The organism is Pedobacter sp. Leaf194 (assembly GCF_001423945.1).
Lineage (GTDB): Bacteria > Bacteroidota > Bacteroidia > Sphingobacteriales > Sphingobacteriaceae > Pedobacter.
Genome location: NZ_LMPU01000009.1, coordinates 668261 through 689482, shown reverse-complemented (window position 1 = coordinate 689482; position 21222 = coordinate 668261). Strand labels below are relative to the sequence as shown.

Annotated in this window: 18 protein-coding genes; 5 read left to right on the top strand and 13 right to left on the bottom strand. The window is 36.4% G+C overall.

The genetic code is table 11. The features are described from left to right. The 3 genes from ASG14_RS13405 to ASG14_RS13395 form a co-directional block, all read right to left on the bottom strand. The gene (locus tag ASG14_RS13405) at nucleotides 1-1086 is read right to left on the bottom strand and encodes an HlyD family secretion protein (RefSeq protein WP_235528581.1); all 1086 of its coding nucleotides are present in this window, start codon (nucleotides 1084-1086) and stop codon (nucleotides 1-3) included. Beyond that, nucleotides 1083-2411 (bottom strand): TolC family protein, encoded by a 1329-nt coding sequence (locus tag ASG14_RS13400; protein WP_056871548.1) that lies wholly within the window; start codon nucleotides 2409-2411, stop codon nucleotides 1083-1085. Before ASG14_RS13400 ends, ASG14_RS13405 begins: the two co-directional genes overlap by 4 nt. 399 nt (nucleotides 2412-2810) lie before the next feature. Next, nucleotides 2811-3014 carry a hypothetical protein gene (locus ASG14_RS13395; protein WP_056871547.1) on the bottom strand — a complete coding sequence of 68 codons (204 nt, stop codon included), beginning with the start codon at nucleotides 3012-3014 and terminating at the stop codon, nucleotides 2811-2813. A 740-nt stretch (nucleotides 3015-3754) separates the two neighbouring features. Here ASG14_RS13395 and ASG14_RS13390 point away from each other — a divergent pair. Continuing rightward, entirely contained in the window at nucleotides 3755-4096 is a 342-nt protein-coding gene (locus ASG14_RS13390; protein ID WP_157274928.1) for a hypothetical protein, read from the top strand. A 247-nt stretch (nucleotides 4097-4343) separates the two neighbouring features. Here ASG14_RS13390 and ASG14_RS13385 read toward each other — a convergent pair whose 3' ends face one another. Then, a complete protein-coding gene (locus ASG14_RS13385; RefSeq protein ID WP_056871545.1) occupies nucleotides 4344-4838 on the bottom strand; it encodes a hypothetical protein in 495 nt (164 codons plus the stop codon). Nucleotides 4839-5284: 446 nt separating this feature from the next. On the opposite strand from ASG14_RS13385, the gene ASG14_RS13380 reads away from it, so the two are divergent. Further along, the gene (locus ASG14_RS13380; protein ID WP_056871544.1) at nucleotides 5285-6034 is read left to right on the top strand and encodes a thioredoxin family protein; all 750 of its coding nucleotides are present in this window, start codon (nucleotides 5285-5287) and stop codon (nucleotides 6032-6034) included. 48 nt (nucleotides 6035-6082) lie between these two features. On the opposite strand, the gene ASG14_RS13375 is transcribed toward ASG14_RS13380, so the two are convergent. From ASG14_RS13375 to ASG14_RS13345, 6 genes are all read right to left on the bottom strand, one after another. Continuing rightward, nucleotides 6083-6439, bottom strand: coding sequence for a nucleotidyl transferase AbiEii/AbiGii toxin family protein (locus tag ASG14_RS13375; RefSeq protein ID WP_056871543.1), 357 nt, complete (start codon nucleotides 6437-6439; stop codon nucleotides 6083-6085). Further along, nucleotides 6432-7211 (bottom strand): type IV toxin-antitoxin system AbiEi family antitoxin domain-containing protein, encoded by a 780-nt coding sequence (locus ASG14_RS13370; RefSeq protein WP_056871542.1) that lies wholly within the window; start codon nucleotides 7209-7211, stop codon nucleotides 6432-6434. Before ASG14_RS13370 ends, ASG14_RS13375 begins: the two co-directional genes overlap by 8 nt. A 604-nt stretch (nucleotides 7212-7815) precedes the next feature. After that, the gene (locus ASG14_RS13365) at nucleotides 7816-10938 is read right to left on the bottom strand and encodes an SIR2 family protein (protein ID WP_056871541.1); all 3123 of its coding nucleotides are present in this window, start codon (nucleotides 10936-10938) and stop codon (nucleotides 7816-7818) included. 1233 nt (nucleotides 10939-12171) lie between these two features. After that, nucleotides 12172-12468, bottom strand: a complete 297-nt coding sequence (locus tag ASG14_RS13355; RefSeq protein WP_056871539.1) for a hypothetical protein — start codon at nucleotides 12466-12468, stop codon at nucleotides 12172-12174. Between the two features lie 168 nt (nucleotides 12469-12636). Beyond that, nucleotides 12637-13194 carry a hypothetical protein gene (locus ASG14_RS13350; RefSeq protein WP_056871538.1) on the bottom strand — a complete coding sequence of 186 codons (558 nt, stop codon included), beginning with the start codon at nucleotides 13192-13194 and terminating at the stop codon, nucleotides 12637-12639. Nucleotides 13195-13275: 81 nt separating this feature from the next. After that, entirely contained in the window at nucleotides 13276-14235 is a 960-nt protein-coding gene (locus tag ASG14_RS13345; protein WP_162238741.1) for a site-specific integrase, read from the bottom strand. A gap of 488 nt (nucleotides 14236-14723) precedes the next feature. Here ASG14_RS13345 and ASG14_RS13340 point away from each other — a divergent pair, with 488 nt between their 5' ends. From ASG14_RS13340 to ASG14_RS13330, 3 genes are all read left to right on the top strand, one after another. After that, nucleotides 14724-15143: a hypothetical protein gene (locus ASG14_RS13340; protein WP_056871536.1), complete on the top strand. Its 420-nt coding sequence runs from the start codon at nucleotides 14724-14726 to the stop codon at nucleotides 15141-15143. Nucleotides 15144-15444: 301 nt separating this feature from the next. Then, nucleotides 15445-16500: an HNH endonuclease gene (locus ASG14_RS13335; protein WP_056871535.1), complete on the top strand. Its 1056-nt coding sequence runs from the start codon at nucleotides 15445-15447 to the stop codon at nucleotides 16498-16500. A 76-nt stretch (nucleotides 16501-16576) separates the two neighbouring features. Beyond that, complete coding sequence (locus ASG14_RS13330) at nucleotides 16577-18064, top strand: hypothetical protein (protein WP_056871534.1); 1488 nt, start codon at nucleotides 16577-16579, stop codon at nucleotides 18062-18064. A gap of 5 nt (nucleotides 18065-18069) precedes the next feature. Here the strand turns inward: ASG14_RS13330 and ASG14_RS13325 are convergent, their stop codons facing one another. From ASG14_RS13325 to ASG14_RS13315, 3 genes are read right to left on the bottom strand one after another with little or no spacing between them, the layout of a single operon-like run. Continuing rightward, nucleotides 18070-18978 carry a hypothetical protein gene (locus ASG14_RS13325; protein WP_056871533.1) on the bottom strand — a complete coding sequence of 303 codons (909 nt, stop codon included), beginning with the start codon at nucleotides 18976-18978 and terminating at the stop codon, nucleotides 18070-18072. A gap of 2 nt (nucleotides 18979-18980) precedes the next feature. Further along, the gene (locus tag ASG14_RS13320; protein WP_056871532.1) at nucleotides 18981-20111 is read right to left on the bottom strand and encodes a ParB N-terminal domain-containing protein; all 1131 of its coding nucleotides are present in this window, start codon (nucleotides 20109-20111) and stop codon (nucleotides 18981-18983) included. 4 nt (nucleotides 20112-20115) lie between these two features. Continuing rightward, nucleotides 20116-21012 (bottom strand): DNA adenine methylase, encoded by an 897-nt coding sequence (locus ASG14_RS13315; protein ID WP_056871531.1) that lies wholly within the window; start codon nucleotides 21010-21012, stop codon nucleotides 20116-20118. Nucleotides 21013-21222: the final 210 nt, after the last annotated feature.

The following is a 21222-nucleotide window of genomic DNA, read 5'->3' as shown; positions in this document are numbered from 1 at the left end:
CTATTTATTAATGATTACCGATGCTTTAACACTCATGCCCGGGCGCAACTTTGCCAGAAATTCTTTGGTGGTCTTTATTTTAATTTTTACTGGAATGCGCTGTACGACTTTGACAAAGTTGCCAGTAGCGTTGTCCGGCGGGAGTAAGGAACCTTTGGCGCCCGTTAAGGGAGAAAAATTATAAACTTCACCTTGGATTCTATTGTCCGGATAGGCATCTACCAAAACTTCTACCTTACAACCGATCGATATTTTCTCAAGTTGTGTTTCTTTAAAGTTGGCCGTTACGAAAAGACTTCCATCATTAACTATAGAAAACAATGATTGTCCTGCTTGTACAAGCTGACCAGTCTGGACATTCTTTTTAGAAACAATACCCGATGAGGGTGCTTTTATATTGGTATAGGATAATTGAAGCTTTGCAAAATTAATATCGTTCTGCCGCTGGCTAATCTCGTTACTGCTAACGGCCAGTTGAGAATTTGTAGTGCCGACCTCCTTGACTGTAGCATCATACTTGTCGCGTGCGGCCTGATAAATTGCCTGGACTGATTGGCTTGAAGCTTCCGCTGATTCTTTATCCGCCTTTGCCTGATCAAACGCCTGCCGGGTTATTGATCCGTCTTTAACCAGGTTTTCATATCTGTTATAATTTTTTCGCGCCAAACCTGCTTTCACGATTGCAGCTTTAACATTTGATCGGGCAGCATCTACATCCGCTTCTGCGGTATTGGTATTTGCTCTAGTGGCTTCGATCTGCGATTTTGAAACCCCGACCCCAGCCGTTGCGCCTTTTCGACCGGATTGCGCCTGAGCCAATTTCAATTCGTAATCATCATCATCCAGCTTTACTAGTATTTGCCCTTGGACAACGTGCGTGTTTTCTTCGAAATTGATATGTTCTACATAGCCGCCAACCCGGGCAATAACAGGGCTGACCTCTCCGTCAATCTGGGCATCATCTGTATCAACGTGTTTACTGTAGTATCTCCATTCGGTTACAGCAAATACTATCCCGATTAATAGTAATATCCCTAGAAGGATGGGCACTACCTTGCTTGATTTTTTAGTTTCACTTGTCATCATTTCGTGGATTGGGTTATTGTTCCTGTTGATTTAAGAAGCGCATAATATGCCAAGCCCGCATCTGCTTTGGCGATTTCCAGACTTATTTTTGCCTGGTAGAGTATGGATTCTGCATCGATACGATCCGTAACAGAAGCAACATTGTTTTTATATTTGGAGGCCAATAATTTGTCGTTTTCAATCGTCTGTACAACGGAGGTTTCTAAAACCTGTATCTTGTTTACTGCGGTCAGATAGTTTTGATACTGCCGGTTTACATCGGATTTTATCTTATCGCTTTCAAGATCCTTTTGAATGGCTATAGTTTTTTGCTCAATTCCTGCTTTTGACACTTTGTTTTTATTTGTGTAAATGCTCGCGATATTCCATGAGAGTGACGCCCCAAGTGTGAGCGGGACTATATACCTGTTCATCATCGGGATAAGACTTGCTGAAGGATTGAAGTAATACAAATTTGCATTTAGGGCTAGGCGAGGCAACGCGTTTGCCTTGATACTTTTTACCTTTAAGCCGGCCACTCTATTTTGAACCGCCATTTGCTTTAGTTCTTTACGGTTTGCGATGGCCAAAGCGATATATTCATTTAGTGTAACAGGCTGAATCAATTCTCGTCCCGGATCGCTAACCATGATTTCTGTTTCTTGCGGAAGACCCAGTAAAATTGCCAGATTATAATTGATTATCGCACGGTTGCTTTCCATATCAAGTTGTTCCAGGACAAGGTTTGCCTTTCTGAGTTTGAAACGCAGAACGTCATTTTTGGTTACAAGGCCCTGCTCAAAAAAACGTTCCGCCTGACTTACCTGGCTCTTCAGAGATTCCAGATTCTGATCAACAACTTTTAAGCTTTGAACCAATTTATATAAGGAATAGTATGTGTTAATTATCGCATAGCTAACCTCCTCTAAATCCATATCTGCATTCAGCCGCGCAACTTCTATCAGCAATCGCGTCGATTCTTTAGCGTACTTAAGCTTGCCGCCTCCGTAAAGGACTTCTTTAAGTAAAACAGTCCCGAAGATGGCATCGGTCCTTTTTGGTAACTGGTATGCAGAAAAATTTTCGCCCCAGTTAAATTCACCGCTAAGAATCTCATTATGGGTATACATCAATCCTGCTGTTGCGGTGGGCAGGATTTGATCTTTGACAATTTCCAAACGGGCTACTGCCTGCTTGATCTCATTTTGTGAGAGCTTTAAGTTTTTACTATTTGCTACTCCAAGTTCAATGGCCGATTTTATCTCTATCTCTATTATACCTTGTGCAAATAGGACAGGTGACATCATTAAAATTGTGAGAAGTAATATGATTAGTTTGAATATCATTTTGTATAATTTAAATCAGTCATTGTTGTTCATATATTATTTCTCCTAATTGATGTCGGCCGCCAAATGCTGATTTTCTAATAAATGCATCCTAACCGATAATCTCTAAATTCTATATCGCTCTCGTTTATCTATTAAATTATCATCATTAGTTTCACCAACGTGAAAATGTTTGCTCAATAGACCTAATCACAATATCATTCCATTTTTAATTATCTGTAAATCAATAATTTAAATAAGTTTTAAAAAAACTTAGATGTGATATATCACTGTTTTAAAGTCCTTTATTGAAATTTCAAACACAGTAAATTGCTTCGGCCATGAATTACTGAGTTCTGGCTAACAGAGGTAAGTTGAGCTGATATTTTGTCTATGGTAATCCTTCATGTTGTCAAAAATTTACTTTCCCTGATGAACCGTTTTAATATCAACCGCACGTAATCCCAGTGCAGTCATCTTTATCTCAAAGTAAACCTTCAATCCGGTCGATAAGTCTTCAGGAGCAAGGAGCAAGTCAAATAAAATATCTTGGTCATGTTCATCTATTATCTTCCCTTTATTGAGAAAAGGATTTATCGCTACTATTTTTCCTGTCCTGTGCATATTTCATCCTCTATTAAGTTCGTTATTAATCTATTTATTGAATTCTACCATTGTTGAAATTTTTTAGTTGATGAGAATTACCTTCAAAATTTTTTCTTTTCTAAGCCGCTAATAAAACTGTACATTTTCGTGATTTTTTTGTCTGTGTAAGATTACAATTGGCCTGCCCTTATTAACTAGCTGACTATTAATTAACTAAGTATGGACCTGTGCATTTACTCACAACGGTATTTCGCGAAAAATTTAAGATTTGGTGATATCTAATTACATGAAGGATTTTAGTAATTTGACTCTATGAACTTTTTGGGGATTTCACCCTCTCGCTGGATCCAACTCGGTTACCCTAGCCAGTGTTCGAAATTTTACCGGGAACAACAAAATCAGTTCTTTTATAAACTAATGGTTGTTTGCCTTCCTGCATACCTGTTTTATTCCAAATCTGAATCCTATAGATGTGAGATAATATTTCTTATACTAAAATAAATTGTGTTGTAGCATTTGGTTTGGAATGTACGTTTCAGGTGTAATGAAAATCCTGACTGCTGCACTCCTAGCAATACTTTGCCTTGGGGGATGTAAGAAAATAAAAGTTCAACAAATTGAATCGTGACCTAATTGCCGACAAATTGACATCCTGTCCTTTGAAGGGATGTAATTACGTTTACTCTAATTGGGCAGATCTGCAGGGAGATTCATATAACCTGGAGACCGGTAAGTTCCGCTTGTTCAGATTGGGATTAATGGAAAATGATTTGAAATATATTTTTTTCATAAAGGCGCCTATGCAGGGAGTAGCCTTTAAACTGGATAAGGCTGATCTTATCGATGGAATGGGAATATGGCAAGCCCAGTTCAGTTCATGTCGGATATTTAACCTTCGCCCCTCTAGTGGCACGGTGAGGGGAGCACGTGTGATAACGGATGATCACTCAACAGTTGAAAGATGGGTTGTGGAGGTCAAAATAGTTCTATCAGATGGTGGGGGCATAGAAAAAAAACTTGATGTTAAACAGATTTTTTATCCGGATTCATACAACTCTGATCCCTATAAAGAGTATCGTTGTAAAATGATCCCTCGTTAAGAATGCAGCTGTAACGTATTACTTCGACAGATATGGTCGGTTTTATGGGAAAGGCAGGTACTTTAAAAATCTGGAGTTGATGGATTTTATTCAAAACACAATTGAAAAAGTAGAATAATCTTCCCTTCCAAAGTAAATTATCAGATGAATATTAAGGCTCTAAACATAGCTTGCTTCAACTGAATCCTGAAGCATTTCTGCCGATGTAAATTAGCAGATGATAGCGTTAATTTAGAGCCTATTACCGCTATTTAATGTATTTAAAAGTAACTACATTCAGGGCTTTAATTCCGCTCACCGCACTTGAATTATACGAAACTGTATATTTTTTTCCAACCTCCAGTTGATAGGCATTTAACAAGTCCAAATTAGCTGAAATTGTATCCTTTGGCTTTACAACCAAATAACTCTCAGCGGGAGGGGGCATAATTCTTTTTGCCATCGGGCCTTTATAAGCAACTTCAATTCCATTCTCATCCCTTATATCTAGATATTTACTCATCAGGGGTTCAAAAGGGGTGTGCCATTTACAAAAGGATTTTTCGGCAGAATGTTCATTATGAACAGTAAATTGTAATTTTGGCTGCTCCCCCGTCTTGGTAACGTCATTGATTTTTAGAACAACAAAGAGGGAATCGCTCGGAATTCCGGAAGCACCTTCTCCTTTAGGATTGTAAACTTTTTGGTTACAGCTTGCAATTACGATCAGTACGGCAGGAAGGATAAATTTTAGTTTTAGCATTTATTGTAATTTTTTATATAAACGCGTGGCAATAGTTAAATGCTACAACGTATTTTTAACCTCTACATTTACAGTGTTATAAAATCATTTCTGGTAATTCCTGTATCAGTACTTAGTAAATATCTAGACTAGTGGCAACTGTACTGTACGGGTAATTTCATTTTCCTGCCCTTGCTTGTTTGGTCCAATTAGCAATCACAATGCAACTGGTTCATCTCTTTGGTCAAGTCTTTATCTGCATCTTTCAATAAATCATTAAATAAATGCGATATATCATGACCAAATCAAAGTTTTTATATAATTAACTTGCTGGTTAACAGGTTTCTGCTTCTGGTCTTAGTTTTGATTTAAACATCAATAAAAATTTAATATTTGTCCTTTGGCTACTTCAAGGAAAAATTATAGGAGAAAACGGACAACTAATTCATCAATTTAAATTGAGACTTATGTTCAGGCAAAATCAGTGGATCCTTTATATTTTACTGGTACTTTCAGTGGGATTCAGTACCAATTCAAGACTCTCTGGCTCAGAGGGCTTTGCGGTTGTTGAGCTATTTACCTCTGAAGGCTGTTCGAGCTGTCCTCCTGCAGACGAATTAATCGCAAAGATCCATAAAGAGTATACAGGGAGGCCTGTTTACATACTCGGTTATCACGTAGATTATTGGGACAGGCTTGGATGGAAAGATAAGTTTAGCAATGTTAGCTTCTCGAAAAGACAGCATCAGTATGCACACTGGCTAAACCTGAGTAGCGTCTACACACCCCAGATTGTAGTCAACGGAACCAGAGAATTCATTGGATCGGAAGAAAGTACCTTGCGCAGTACGTTACAAGAGGCTTTATCCCAGCCATCTGGTAATCAATTGGAGCTTTCTTTGAAACAACAAACAGCAAAGGGCATAACCTTAACTTATCATACAGTTCAGCAAACAAAAAATGAAAATCTGGTTATCGCAATTGTAAATCCCTACGCAGTAAATAAGATTGAGCGTGGGGAAAATCAAGGACGTACCCTTAGCCATATACAAATTGTTACCTATCTGGAGACCTTCAACATCGGAAATAAAGTACAGGGTGATATCAATCTACTGGTTGACAATTCCAAAAAAGATCAGCAAATAGTCGCATTTCTGCAAAATACGCTTTCAGGACAAATATCCTCGGCAAGCAATATAGACTTGAAGGCTTTCTAACGGGAGTAATGGTGGAGATTTCGCTGAAATTGACCACCCCGTTTCGGTTTAAACTGACCACCTGTTCCGCGGGAAACTGACCACCGGATTTCGGACCAAATTGACCAGTCCGAACGATCGGCAAATGTTATAGTCGGTGGTATTCTGCACCCTTGCCCCTTTGATGGTTTCTTTAATGTCCGTTATGATCCTTGCAAAGGCTGCCTTTATATTGGTGATCGATGTTTCTCGGTCTTCGCTTGGTAAGTACAAGAGATCGATATCCACAGATAATCTTGGGAATGGGCGATAGAAAAGGTTGATCGCCGTTCCGCCCTTTAGGGCAAAGCAGGCTTCTTTGTCGATAATTGGCAAAAGCCTAACTAACAGGCGTACCTGTTGGGAATATTCCTCTTTTTTACTCATAGCTTTCTGGGATGGTGATCTGGTAATTCTTGTCAAGCTTTCCGCCTTCTACGATGACACGGTTGCCCGAACCAAAATCCAGTGCCGCTTTGTCCAGCTTGGAAAGCCAGGGATGGTTGTGCCTTTCGGAAAGATAGAAGAATAGACGACGCACTTTCATGTTTTTGCACAGTTCCAGTAGTTTTTGCATTGATCTAGGTGGTAATGTATTCAATCCCTGCATCAGTTCATCAGCATGTTCAAAGGATATAGTATGTGGTACCTGATAGAGCACTTCAAGTATCGCCCAAGCCGCAGACCTTTTGGCGTTTCTCCAGGGGTAGGTCGTAATGAAGTTGTCGAGCTGGGCTGCGTGCTCCTTTGTGAAGCCTGCACCGAGGATCCCTCCCTTACTGTGCTTTTTAAAGGAAGCTTGTTTTGAGACGATATTTATCCAGACCGGGACGTTATCAAGCCCATATAGGTGAATAGTCCTGCGTTCGGAAAGTGATAGGTAGTGCGACAGCTTTTGAAGTTCCAGCGATGAGATCCCACCCACGATAAAGTCTGAACCATGAACGCTTTGTAGGAAATACACGACATCGCCCCATTCTACATCGGCACCTTCACGCTTATATATGCCATTTTTTATGGTTTCCAATTGCTTGCTCTTGACAGAATTGTCTATAGCATGGGAAGATAGATTCTGCAATCTCAGCCAATTACGGCTGGTCAGCGCCCCTTCTGGCACGAGCCTGTACAATTCTTTTCTTCTTTGTGGATCTATGGCCATGTTTACGACGACGTTAGTTATCGGCGTTCATCGCCGATAACTCAGAATAGTATAAATAACTAAGAGGTATTTTATTTAAGGTAATAATGTTGATAATTTACTGACAACTAAAGCTAATTTTATTAGTAATTTAGTATTCTTAAAAGATGTAAGGGAGTACAATAAAAGATGAAAATTGTAGCTCATAATGATACATTTCAAATTAAATAAATGCACATTTGAGCCAGTGAATCATCAAGATGTTCGTAATTCGAACCACCTGTAAATCAATATCTTACAAAGTAATCCGGCACCCGAACATTTCGGAATGATTCTGGTTTTGATACTTCAATCAATCAACTAACCTACAGTGTTTTACAAAAACTCATCAGTTTTCGACTCACCAAATTTAACCATTCAGAATGGTCGAAAGTGAGTGTTAACGTGTTATAAAAACCAAAAGCCCTGAAAATCAGAGATTTGCGCGGCAATGTTCTGGTTTGAATCTAAGGAAGTGGTCCCGACGATAAAAAATTCGCCTTTTGAACATATTTAAAGTGAGTCATAATGACCCAAAATAAAGCATTTTGATTCAATTAAGTTTCCCTTTTTTTTACCCTAAAATTTAGATCTTATTTGTAAATTTAGCTATAGGGCCATAATAAGAAAACGCTATGTTAAACGTGAATCTGTCAGATGGTTTTATCTCACTCCAATTGAAATTTACATCTTCATCATATCTACTTAAAAAAATCATATCACCCTCTATATCTCTTTTTATATATGCGAAGGTTGCTAATACAGTTTTAAGTTGACCTTGAAAGTCACGAACTTCACCATCATCTTTAAGCCAATAACCCTGAGCCATGCCTTTTATTTTAGGGTCGACTTTTGCTTTCTTTAATTCTTCGAACATTTCTTTGGCCAATTTAACTTCACCAGTAACATATAAATATCTCGCATACCAGAATTTAGGGATATATCTGCTGTCACCCATAGTGAACGATCTTTTTAAATAATATAAAATATTATCAAAATTTAACTCATTTTGTTTAATCAAAAAATTTGCCATTTGATAGTTTAAATCCCTATCTCCTGGCTTTCCTTTGAGAGCCTCTTGGATAGTATCAATTGATTTGCTGACATCAATGCCCTCTCTATCATATAAATTACTTAACCTTATGGCCAAATAAGGTGATGACTTATTTATAGAGAATGCTTTTTCTAAAAGTTTTAGCGCATTGGGAGAATCATTAAGGAGCTCTTGAAAACGAGACTCTGCCTCAATAAGATAGTCGTGGTTTGGGAATCTATCATTTCCTCTTTGAATAAATTTTTCTACTTCCTTAACTAACCTTTCTATCGATGCCGTATCCTCATCTTCCTTCTCTAATACAAGCTGCAACCTGAAAGTCAAAACTTTGACAATGGTATGGTAAGGATAAATATTTGGAGGGAAGTTCTTAATGATATTCTCACAGATTTCTTTGCTTGTATTCAGGTATTTGAAAGCTTCAATTTCGTTCTTAGCTAACTTTGCCTTTGCAAGAAATATCTCAGCCTGCGTATGTAATATTATGGCATTCTTGGGCTCAAGTTCATTTGCTTTTTTTATGAATCTTTCAGCTAAATATATATCCCCGCCAGATGATTTAAATTCATAAATAGCACGCTGTTGAAGGAGTTTTGCTTCATTACTGTTATACTTTTCAGATAAATCATAAATATTCCTTACCAACTCTGCATCGGGTAAAGTATCAATTAAGTTTTGTGCGTTAGTTATAGATAAAAATAGTGATCTATCGCTATCATAATCTATATTAAGTTCTGAAATTATTCTTATATATTCATCATACCTATTTTGAGGATTAAGTAGAATATGTTCAAAAATAATTTCTGCAATCCTCGGATGACGAGTTTTATAGACATAATCATTTATTCGATAATTACGTTCGTCAAAAACTATGAATTCTAATGGCTTAAAGAATTTTTCTCTAAAATCCTCAAAGTTTATATCATGCATCCTAGATATTAGTCCAGCTCGTGCGTACGTACCTAATCTACTAAAAATACAAACTGTTAGATATAGAGACTGAGCAATTGGATCCGAAATATTATTATATTCATCTAAGATAATAGTTTCAAATGGCTTCCCTTCAGTTGCCTCATATAATGCAACTAATAGTTCTTTCCCAGCCGTTTCTTCAAATGCTCTTTCCTTTTCACTCTGTGTTTTAGTCTTTAAATTATTTAACGAGTCGTGAAGCTCAAGAAGAACCAAAAGATCTTTAATTTCCCTAGAGTCTAGATATGTGATTTTGAAATTTCTTGTCAAATAAGGATACAAAGCCTTACAATCAGTATTCCATATATTAGTCCTCTCAGTTCCTACAATAGTCAAGGGAATTTTGTCCTTTCTAGCTTTTTCTAATATGTTTTTGATAGCAATGTCACTCTTATGAATATTATCAACTAGGATAAAAACTCTAAGTTTTAGAAGTGTATATATTTCATATACAGATTCATAATTTAAAACACCATCTTCTTTAAGATAAAAACATAACTTGTTATGATTTATTGCTGCATTAAAAAAAAGCCTTTTCGCAAAAATACTTTTCCCAGAACCAGCAAAGCCTTCAACAAGGTAGAAATTTTGATTTTCTGAATCATGATTTTCATTTAGAAAAACTTCAGATAAAATTAGATTTAAGTCTTTTCGCAAAACATCCAACTCATCAATTATTGGATCCCATTGATAGCTATAACCTTTGTAAAACTCTTTAGGATTTGTGTTGAGGCTAATCATATACGAGCCTATCAACTCATAATCAAGTTTCAAAGATAAAATTAAAGAGTCGGTTGGTTTAATTCCAATATTTATTGGCGTGAATAGGGAAAATAATGGGCTAACTGCATTTTCAAAATGTACATTATTTCGGTCTTTATCAGGAATAAGTTCAACTAATTTATCCATAAACTCTTTTAAATTAGATAAAATTGGTGTGATCTTTCTTGACTGCCACATTCTAATTTCTGCATCTCTGAGTTTCGGCACTACCAAATAAGATCGAGCTCGATTATCTCCAAGTTCAGTGTAGATTTGGTTTAAATACGTTCTTATATCTAAGTCTGCCAAGCTATAACCAACAAAAATAATTGTGTAATTTTTAGCATCTTCAAGAAAGTGTTTGAAAAGTCTATCCCTATTTTTACTATGGTTTATATACTGATCAGGCGTGAGAATTAGGGGTAAATCAGCATTATTAATTTCACTTAGGCATCCATGAAGCTTAAAGTAAGGAAGAGTGGTCTCAGGATCCGTGATAATTTCTTTCTCATTTGTATTCTGAATTATCGGATTTAATTGTTGAACCGAACTAATATTCTCTCTAAAAGAATCTTCTATAAGAAAATCATAATTAGTGGTATAAATTGAGCGCCATCGAAAATTTGTAATTAGTTTGTGTTGAGAATTGGGTTTGAATTGTATGAAAATTTCATATATGAACTCTTGAACCTCACGTAAACTTGTTTCAGAAATAGCCAATTCTGAAATAACCTGAAGTGGTTGACCATAATACGTTTCATCCAAAAATTTTTCCGCTATTAAATCTGAGAGTTCTTGCCCTCTCGGAACCAATTTATGTAGATCGCTTAAAGCATCAAAAGAGGCTCCCGCCCCTAAAAACAAAATAACATTACCAGCTGATATTTGGTCTATTAATGGCTTGGGGATTATTGTATCCATAAATTCTCGGGAGTGTTAACGTAAATTTAAAAGTCTTAAGGTATACAATTTTAGGAACAATTTTTAATCCACACATTAGATTCTATAACTATATTCACATTAGACTACATTTCATTTTTTAACAACCCGAAAAATTGTTTTTAGCAGAACAATAAATTTATATGCAAAGCAAAATTATTGCCCGAGAGCAATGATAAGTTTAAACCTGGAACTTACCCTGAATTAAACTACAATCGATCGCCTCGGCAAAGAAAACGCCACTAAAACGGGAAAATTAATTCTGAGTCAATCCTCATTTTTATTTCAAATGAATTAGATTAGTTCTATGAGAGATAAGATTTGTGCTATATAATTCTTCTTCCTGTCTGATTATGATCTTTAGGAAAAGCATCAGGCAACTGAACCAAAAATTAATGAGCTAGCAACTTTTGGATTGCTCCTAATCAACTTGGCACTTGCGATTATTCAACTCAGTAGCTTCAAACCTCGTTGTTCAAGTGGTGCTCTTGATCATTGATTCGTAATTACCCATAACACTACATCAAGGATTGGTCTTGCTCACTCTTATGTTAAACATCAGGTTCTCTTTCAAATAGGCTTTTGGCCATTGTTCATTGTCATCAATACATTAATATACAATATTCCTATATACCTGTTAATAAGAGTCCTTTACCCTCAGCGGGTAAAGTACAGTAACTCTGATTTCGAATTTCGAACACTGGCTGTATATCAGCCAGAATATTCTCACATAATGCGAAGTTTTCATCAAGCTCCAAGAGAAAAATATTTTTATTCGTACAGAAAAAAGTTTTCTTTGGACAAGTAGGAACTGCTTTGATTAAGTGAAAAAGCATTGGATGAAAACAAGCTTCTTTGGGATGATTAAGTTATTTCCCAACCTAATAAATAAAATCTTGTTCTTCAAAGGTTGAACTCTGATAATCAAACATTTGTTTTTATTATTCTTTGAAAGAATCACTTGTTGAAGATAGAATTCTTGGAAGCTTTGATATTCAGGGGTTGTTTTCTTTTTGCTCAGAAGATGTTTTGAACAAGATATAGCAATTACCCTTATTCAGATAGCCTGATGCTTAATTGAACACAAGGAAGCGAAACACAAGGAGACATATCACTACATTATACACCAACATCCAACTCCTTTCACCCCCTCACCCCTCTTTCCTCTCTAACTGGGGTTAAAATAATCTGTTTTTTAGTAAAGCTTTCTTCAAACTATTTGACCTTGGGCAAAAGAACGATACCTCCAAGGTAAGCCACTTGAGCTTTAAACTTAATTCCTTTGATAAAGCAGGTTTTTGATTTTGTCAGTTCATTTGTTTCTTTTAAAACTGCTTGGCAACCATGACCAGCGGACGTAGTGTTGATAAATTGCAATGCTCTTCCCTTACTGTCAACCGCTTTTAAAACACATTTATCACAAGCATAATCTGGATAGCGGGTTGAATGTTTAACATATCTACTACAAGCCGGACAGTGTTGTTGTTTTGGGTATTCTTTTTTTATATTCATTCTCTAGTAGGATGGTTTTAACATGAAAATTTTGTCCGAGAGCTACTTTTTGTTTTTAGTCAGCTCGATAACCATTAGTGATCAGCTTCCTTTGCCTAAGGCAAGGAAAAGCATCAAAAAAGCTTAATTCTTTATTTCAGAATCAGGCTAATTTTTTCTTTTGGTTTATTAATTCATTAAACTGGTATTTTCCTTGATCCATTCGTTGACCTCAGTCACATCAAAGAATTTTGCGCCAGCTGGATCTAAATGGTAGGGTAGACCCAAAGCGATTCTTCTGTTCAGTGTCGACCTGCTCCAACGGTACATCTTTTCCATGTCTTCATGCCTCAACAACGACATTGGCGCATTAGCATTTTGTTGGTTACCATAACTTGTTGGTTGATTCTTTGAACAATTAAACTCTTGCGAAACTTTTAAGAATTCTAGCTCTGCATTTATCCACAAGGCTGGGTTAAACCTTCGGCGATCTTGGTCATACTCAAATTGAAACGCGTCATAATGTCCTTGGTCAACAGGCCGTTCGATTTGAACCACCAATTTTTTAGCATAGTGCAGAAATAAAATTTTATGCTCAGTTTCTTGGATATTTATTATGGTTTCCTCAAGAAAAATAATCAAATCTTCATTGAGGTTTAAAGACTTGATCTTGGCCTTAAGAATTTCATCATTTGACATCTGGAGTGTTTTTAGAATTATAGGATCTAGATTTGCGGTAATTTTCATTGTTGTTGAATTAGCATTTACATGGTTAGTGATTAGTTCCAAAGCACATGGGTTTACACCGTTTAATTTTGTATTAATTACTTAGCCCACATGTTTGTTGACATGGTGATATTTTTCGTTGAGGTTGTTCATTGAGTCAAAGAGATTCCCTACAATACTCTTAGCATAGATCATTGTCTGCTCAATTTTCTGATGGCCCAAAAGGTCCTTAACATATAAAATTGGGGTGTTCATTTCTACCAAATTGGAAGCAAAGCTATGACGGGCACAGTGGAAACTGATACTTTTCTTTATCCCTGCCAACATCATAATTTCTTTTAAATTGCGATTTACAACTTGATTTGCCTGTTGAGGAAGTGCTTTTAGACTATCTGTTTTAATGGTTAGTTTCGAGTATTTATTAAGAATATCTTTAGCTTTTGAAATCAGTGGAACTAATAGTGGTTTTTCTGTTTTTATGATCTTTATTTCGATCCGATCTGGGTTTTGCTTGATATTGCCCCAGGTTAAGTTCACTACGTCAGAGTAGCGGAGGCCTGTAAAACAGCTGAAAAGAAATAAATCCTTTGATTTTTGCAAGAAAGTATTGTCTTTTGAGATCTGAAGATCATCAATGGCATTTACTTCATCAATCGTTAAAAACATCCTCGTCCCTTTAGTGCTTCTTACTTTAAAGTGTTCATACGGAGATTTGTCCATAAAGCCTTTGCTGATCGACTCTTTGATCATGTGCTTTAAGCACTTGTGCTTGACAAAGCATCCATTTGTTGCATTATTTCTTTCCTTGCGCAAATACAAATCAAACTTCTGAATGCAGTCATAGGTAAGGTCACCAAAATTCAGCTTGTTATTAAAATGCCTTAATATGTTCAAGGTCGATTTATAAGATTTAATTGTGGCTGGCTTTTTTTCATATTCCCAAAGCCTTAATTGCTCTTCCCAAAACCCAAAAAGTGTTACTTCCGCATTGCCTTTGAAATAACCGATCGCAATATTTAGGGTTGTTGGTTTGCCTAATGATTGTTGATGAAGCATAAACATTTCCCAGTTGCTAATTTTGCTGTTGATGTAAGCTGACAACGCCGTGTTAAACGCATCTGTTTTCTTAACACAATTAGCTTTTGTGTCCTAAAATTCAGGTTGCAAAGATTTTCCTGATGAGATTCGCATTGTGTATGGGCCAACCCGTATTGAGAAGTGTATTGGGCAAGAACCATCCAATTTTTTCTTATCCAACCTAAGCACAGGTTTAATACTATAAGTGAGTTTCATTGTATTTGTTATTAGGCTGGAAAGTTCCAGCGAGTTTTTTGTTTTCTAAAATTTTATTGTATAAATATTTTATAATCAGACAATTGAATAACATTAATTTTTAGATTTTACCCTACTTATTAATACATTCAGGGCCCTAACGTTCCCTTGCTTGACTTTTTTCAGCAGCTTACGTTCAGCAAAGGCTTGCATAGACTTATAAAGTTTTAAAACTTTTCTCTTAAAATTTTCATCGGTTTTTAACCAAATCAACGTCCTTGACTTCGACAGGCTTCATCTATGTTACAGATACTGACTCCAGAATTCCTTTCAAATACAAGGTAGCCTATTCAACAGATGAGAACGGGAATTACCTTTCAAAATATAAAGTTCTTATCTATGGTGATTACAAATTTGATGTTATCGCAAAACATATAAAATCTGAGAACAAGGTTATAGTTGAAGTACACCAAGCTGGGGGTGGAATTTTAAGTTTGGTTAGTAAACAAGAAACAACTTATTCAACCCCATCAACATCAGGCTTTGGATCCAAAGGTGTTGGTCAAATTCTTGGTGGAAATCGGGTGCCAAATCAAATAGCGGTAAAGTTTTTGGCCAAATCTTTCGCCTATGTAAAAGTTATTGACGTATTGGGATATCATGGTAATGATGGAGCGGAATATTACGCATTTAACTAGAAATCTTATTTCATATAACACAAAAATCCGCCCTATTACTTTACCTATAGAGCGGATTTCTTACGAAATAGGGTTTCTAGTTACCACTAATTGCATTTAATTCTAGTCCTAATTCGACTATAGCTGTTTAGTATACTATGTCATCTCAAGATTAGAAATGTTATCCGATTTAGTATGAAGAATTTTCCTAAATCACCAAGACCAATTAGCAGGCTTATTGTAAAAGGGCGATTCCCGATCTGTATATTTGGTGGAAACATCAAATAGATCTAATTTATTATATAAAACCTAATCAAGCATCATGGCAACAAATCTGGAACAATTCAGAAAGGTTATTTTTTTGCTTATAAATTTACAAGGTTCAGTAAACATCAAAGAAATTTATAAAGCAGCTTTAGCGGAACTACAATTTGATGAACATGACCTTTCCTATACCAAAGTCAATGATGTAGAAACCAGCGAACAGAATTGGAAACGGAATTTGCGAAATGCGCTTCAGGGTTTGAAGGACCGAGGTGAATTAGTCAACTCTCCCAAAGGCGTTTGGCGCTTACCGTCAAAAGGTACTATAGAATTGCTTGATGCGGAGATCGCATGGGAACTAATTATAGAAAATGCAAAAAATGCCCTACTTTATAATACAAATTGGGAATCTGTTAAACAAGGTCAGCTTTATAATATTGAGGCTGTGGAGCATAACAAAATATTAATCAGAAGGAATTCGAAAGATACATTAGAGCAACTTTACAAACGTGATGTGATTCGTGGTATTCAATCACTTAATGCAGCAGGAGGGACAATAGGTCGTCGAGGTATGAATTATACTGTCGCGAAAGAAGTAACTATGGTATTCTTACATCCGGATTTAATATGGGCTAACGATTTCGAGACAATTCAGGTGCATTCGATAACTTCAGGAGCTCTAAATACATTCGTAAAGCAATTTGAAGAGGCAAATGATGATGATATTAATAGCTTTCAACAAATTGCCCGACGAGTGCGAAAGGGACAATCGAAACTAAGAAAAAATCTTTTGATTGCCTATCAAGCACAATGCTGCATCTCAAAAACTGGGCCGGAGAATGTCTTGCAGGCAGCCCACATTGATCCTCATTCGGAGAGTGGAAGCAACATCTCGACGAATGGCATTCTTCTTAGATCTGATTTACATGACCTTTTTGATGATGGTCTCTTAGCTATTGAACCAGAGTCTTTAATTGTTAGAATTCATCCCACCCTTGCCAACACGGACTATTACAAATTTGATGGAACTAGATTATCGGAGAGAATCGATATTCTTAAACCAAATAAAATTTGCCTTCAAAGAAGATGGTTAAAACACAATTGGACTTCGTGATAATTTTTAAACACAGCATTTTAATATATCACAAAATCGTACATTAGGTAATCTTTTAACGACAACGATAAACCAAATGCAAACTAATTACGATTGGCTACTAAAAAAAACCCCCAGATCTGTGAGAAATCTTCATTTATGGGAGCAAAACCCTCGCTTAGATCCTGAGAACACTTACACTCATTTAAAGGAATTTGCAGAAGAAATGACGATTGAGGACTCTGATAGGAGAGATTTTATAGGTTTAGCAAGATCAATTGTAAAAAAGGGCTTTATTCCTGCAGACCCTATAGTTATTTGGCAAAATCCCGACAATAAAAAGTTTTTTGTAGCAGAAGGAAATAGGCGTATATGTGTACTAAAACTACTGCAAGAGCCTCATAAGTCCCCAAAAGGCATCAAAAATGCTTTCACGAAGTTATCAAAGGAAATCGATTTGACAACTATAGAAAAGATTCATGTTTCTATAGCACCGACATTTGAAGATGCTGAATGGTATATTTCCCAACGAAATAGTATTACCTCTCTTCAAAAAAGATGGCAACGAGAACAACAACAACGGTGGGTAGCAGAATTATATGATAAATATGAAGGAGATATCAATATCATTCGTGCCCAGGCCGGAGTCGACGAAAATGATTTAGAAAGTATTTTGCGCACGTTAAAACTTAAAGGCCTTGTTAAGGAGGTTGAAGACAAGTTGACAGATGTCGAATATACGCAAGCATCATCTCATCGCTTCCCAATTTCATCTCTAGAGAGATTTTTTAATAGTAAGCGAGTGAAAGATGATTGGGGACTTGAATTTGACGGTGTTGAAATCCGAATTCTAAGTAAAAAAGATAGTTTCTTAAATGCATATGCGGCATTAATTAAGCGAATGCTACTGCCGAGAGGAAATGATAGCAGGATAGATTCTCGATCAATTACTGAAAAACTAGACCAAATTTTAGATACTCTTCCAAAAGTCGAATCTGCCAATAATGAAGATCAGACTGTAACGAGTGAATCAAAAGCATCCTTAGAGAAAAATGAACAGACAGTCCTTGAAAACCCAGCATCGGTGGAGGATGAGCCTGCTCAGTTAGTGAAACACTCTAAGAAAGATTTAAAAAACGATCCGAATCGGTCTCGGCTTATTTTAGAATGCTACCAACTACATACTGACAATTATCGATTAGCCGACCTGTTCGATGAATTGAAGACAATCCCCTTAAAATATAGAAACGCAGTTGCGGCGTCCATAAGAATTTTTTTAGATCTTGCGGTATTGACTTATATAGAAACCGAAAGTTTGGAAGCACCGATGCAGGCTAAATATAAAGTGGCTTTACGTCAAATTACTTTAAGTAAAAGGCTTGAGTTTTTGAAAGATAAATTAAATCAAAAATCATCATCTATCACTCAAAAACTTCTTAATACGGAGAATGAATTAAGTCTTGATGTATTGAATGGATATATACATAACCATGATTCTCATTTCTTAGACTTGCCATTTCTAAATAAATTTTGGGACTTCCTATTTCCCTTATTCCAGGAACTTCTAGATATAAAAGAAATTTAAGTATACTAATTTAGAATTGCAGAACACCAAGTTTTGATATCGCCCATTAATGCATCGTCAATGTTCTCAGGCAGGTAATCAAGTATCCTAAACCGATCAAAAACCAGCCCTGCTTCATTGGCTCTAACCCTCCATATCTTTAGAGGAAAATACTGAGCACAAAAAAACATTCGTAATGGAGTCATTACAGGCTGTATAGTAAACCAATTTCTACAGAAAGCATCGACATTTAGTTCAGATAATCTATCTTCCCATGAAGTACCTGTCTTGCACTGTCCAAATGCTATAATTTTAGATGGCATTTTATCTGTGAAGCCTTTCCAAATCACAACATCAACATTATCATCTTGAGGCCTAAACCCCTCATTTGCAATAATTGTTCCCCCTTCCCCTATACGCTGGGATAGTTGAGCTAGCTTTTCGCGGAAACCCCCTATATCACTGCGACTTGTTCCTAAAATATCCGATTCGGTATTCTCTCCAAAGAATTTTTTGGCCACTGTTGCTGAAAGCATCTCAAATACCTGCGTACCGTCAATATTGTTCTGTATCTTTTGCTTCGTCATATTTAAGCGAGTAGACAACAAGAGAAACCTATAAATCCAGTTGAGATCTTGATCATCAGCATCGTATTGCAGTATGTAACCATTTTGAATAGCTGAAAACGGATATTTTGACCCCGATATGTTCTGTCGCCTATTTATTTCTATACTGATCTCATCTGCCTTATCATTGAATTGATCAGTTGTGTCAATAATCCCACTAGTCACAGTTTCATCGGAAACCATTAGTGGAGCCTTCACGACATCATGCAAGGAAATACTTCCATTAATCAAAGCCAAATATTCAGCATAATCAGCCCATTCTTGGGCACTACTTCTAAGGGTCGGGATTCCGTCTGGAAGTTTAAACATAGCTAATTATCTTCGTCAAACAGCCTCTTTTTTGGAGCACTTTCCCCCTGCGTCATTTTCCACTTCTTCTCCATAATATCATAAAGGTCGTCAGCAATGCTGGCTACAGATGCACTCAATCGTAGAAGCGCTTCATCTTTACCATCAAACCCTTCAGTTTGATAGGAATGGGCCTTTTGTAATGCCCGCTTAGCTTCTAGAAGACTTTGTTCAAAGGTTTCATCTTTCGGCTGGCTAATCTCATACGCAACAATTAGTGGAACTCTATCTCTCAAAGCATAGGTCGCCTCTTTATTTCTAACCACTGCTTCAAGTCGACGTAAGTCTGGGTTTTGAGATTGTATTACTGGCTCCTCCTCCCTTTTTTTACTACCAAACATCCATAAAAGAAGTTCCCCTAAATTATCTTCCTTTTCAGCCGGCACAGGGTTTTTCACCTCTTCAGAGACATCCTTTATTCCGATAAAATCTTTGATGCCTTCATATGATAATCCAGTATAGAGGTGTGAAAAATAAAGTCTAGGTGCGTTTATATCTGTTCGGTCAAATTTACCGATGTGTTCAGCTTGTTCGATTACTTGAAGTCCTTGATACAGCTTCTGTACTGTTTTATGCGTGTCACCAATTTGAGAAGCAATTTCCTCCAAAGTAATGTCGTATTCGTTTTTGATTAACGAAATATACTGAGCTTTTGCATAACTTCCCCACTTTGCAGGGCCATTGATATGTTTGAACCCGATAAATTTCCATGCATCTTTACGTTCATTAACAAAAATGACAGGAATTGATTCAAGGGCAGCTTTGATCTTTTCTGAGACGAATAGATTATTTTTGTTTATACCAATATAATCTGCCAACTCCGGATTCAAGATGCATTTAACCGCTGCTAATCGTCTATTTCCTTCAATGACTATTGAATGTCCCTCTTCTCGAACGGCAATCAATGGTTCATGTTCAAAAAATCCACTTGCCTTTATAGACAGAACTATTTCTTCAACGCCCATCACATTCCACAGTATTTTTATGATCTCTCTTTCAGAAAGCTCATTACCTAAACTAAATTCGGCTATACGGGGATTTTGAGTATCAAAGATCAGATCCCTTGGATTGACTTGCGTTATTACTTGATTCATAGGATCAAATTAAAATTAAATCACTATTTCTACTGTTTACCTGGATTTTTTCAATTAATTCTAGCGGAGGTGAAAATACTAATAATTCACTACCAAACTTTTTACTTTGAAGCGTATAGTTTAAATCGAATGTAGACATTCTATATTCACTATATAACTTTTTTATAGGATCGACATTATCATAAGAAATTAGCCATCGTATGTTATTGTCTATATCTGCTACTGCATTAGCTAAAGTCTGATGGTTAAAGTGGTCATAATTATTCAAGTACAACATTTTACCCTTATTATAATATGGAGGATCTAGATAAATAAATAAGTCATCTGTGTTTGGATGATACCTTCCTAAATCCCGAATAATTGCAACTGCATCTTCATTAGTGAGAGTGATACGCTCTGCATTTTCAGCTATTCTCCTGATTCGTGATATAAGATCAGATTTATTAAATCTAACATCAATTTTATAATTGCCAGTTTGATCCTGACCACCGATAGGTCCAGCTTTATATATAATTCCCGATCTATTGGTGCGATTTAAGAAAAATGTAGAGAATCCTAAATCAATAATATTAGCATCACGCCCGCTGAGGTAAACAGCTTTTTGAAGATGCCATTCAGAGATTGTAATTGGCGTATTTTCCAATCGGAGTATAAATTCTTCTGAGTGATTTAAGATTGCATACCAAAATGCATAGATGCTATAATCAGCATCATTGATATGAATTTGTCGAAAGGTTCCAGTAAACAACAAGTTGAGTGCGGCACCTGCTCCACCAGCATAAAGCTCACAATATATCCCACCTTGAAGGCCGTTTTGAATCGCAAGCTTAGTAATAAACCCAGATAAGCATGACTTTCCACCTGGATATCTTAATGGACTATGGTTGTGCGAACTACTCAAAATAGCATAATTAATGGATTGGCCAGCAAATATAATAAAGAAATTTTAGTAAAAGTCATCTCAACTTTTACTAACACACATATATTTCATGCTAATGTGAATTTTTACTTATACATTCACTTCTTAATTGATCAAAGTTTCAATTAGAACGGCAGATCAATAATCTTCAAATTTAATAGCCCCTTTTCTAGCCCCACTGAACAAAAAAGC

What these genes read in the sequence shown, in the direction of transcription:
- ASG14_RS13370 (WP_056871542.1), bottom strand. Translation starts at nt 7,211, where the DNA reads ATGGCCATAGATCCACAAAGAAGAAAAGAATTGTACAGGCTCGTGCCA.
- ASG14_RS13335 (WP_056871535.1), top strand. Translation starts at nt 15,445, where the DNA reads ATGGCAACAAATCTGGAACAATTCAGAAAGGTTATTTTTTTGCTTATA.
- ASG14_RS13350 (WP_056871538.1), bottom strand. Translation starts at nt 13,194, where the DNA reads ATGAAAATTACCGCAAATCTAGATCCTATAATTCTAAAAACACTCCAG.
- ASG14_RS13345 (WP_162238741.1), bottom strand. Translation starts at nt 14,235, where the DNA reads ATGTTTATGCTTCATCAACAATCATTAGGCAAACCAACAACCCTAAAT.
- ASG14_RS13355 (WP_056871539.1), bottom strand. Translation starts at nt 12,468, where the DNA reads ATGAATATAAAAAAAGAATACCCAAAACAACAACACTGTCCGGCTTGT.
- ASG14_RS13395 (WP_056871547.1), bottom strand. Translation starts at nt 3,014, where the DNA reads ATGCACAGGACAGGAAAAATAGTAGCGATAAATCCTTTTCTCAATAAA.
- ASG14_RS13320 (WP_056871532.1), bottom strand. Translation starts at nt 20,111, where the DNA reads ATGAATCAAGTAATAACGCAAGTCAATCCAAGGGATCTGATCTTTGAT.
- ASG14_RS13375 (WP_056871543.1), bottom strand. Translation starts at nt 6,439, where the DNA reads ATGAGTAAAAAAGAGGAATATTCCCAACAGGTACGCCTGTTAGTTAGG.
- ASG14_RS13385 (WP_056871545.1), bottom strand. Translation starts at nt 4,838, where the DNA reads ATGCTAAAACTAAAATTTATCCTTCCTGCCGTACTGATCGTAATTGCA.
- ASG14_RS13330 (WP_056871534.1), top strand. Translation starts at nt 16,577, where the DNA reads ATGCAAACTAATTACGATTGGCTACTAAAAAAAACCCCCAGATCTGTG.
- ASG14_RS13365 (WP_056871541.1), bottom strand. Translation starts at nt 10,938, where the DNA reads ATGGATACAATAATCCCCAAGCCATTAATAGACCAAATATCAGCTGGT.
- ASG14_RS13400 (WP_056871548.1), bottom strand. Translation starts at nt 2,411, where the DNA reads ATGATATTCAAACTAATCATATTACTTCTCACAATTTTAATGATGTCA.
- ASG14_RS13390 (WP_157274928.1), top strand. Translation starts at nt 3,755, where the DNA reads ATGGAAAATGATTTGAAATATATTTTTTTCATAAAGGCGCCTATGCAG.
- ASG14_RS13325 (WP_056871533.1), bottom strand. Translation starts at nt 18,978, where the DNA reads ATGTTTAAACTTCCAGACGGAATCCCGACCCTTAGAAGTAGTGCCCAA.
- ASG14_RS13405 (WP_235528581.1), bottom strand. Translation starts at nt 1,086, where the DNA reads ATGATGACAAGTGAAACTAAAAAATCAAGCAAGGTAGTGCCCATCCTT.
- ASG14_RS13380 (WP_056871544.1), top strand. Translation starts at nt 5,285, where the DNA reads ATGTTCAGGCAAAATCAGTGGATCCTTTATATTTTACTGGTACTTTCA.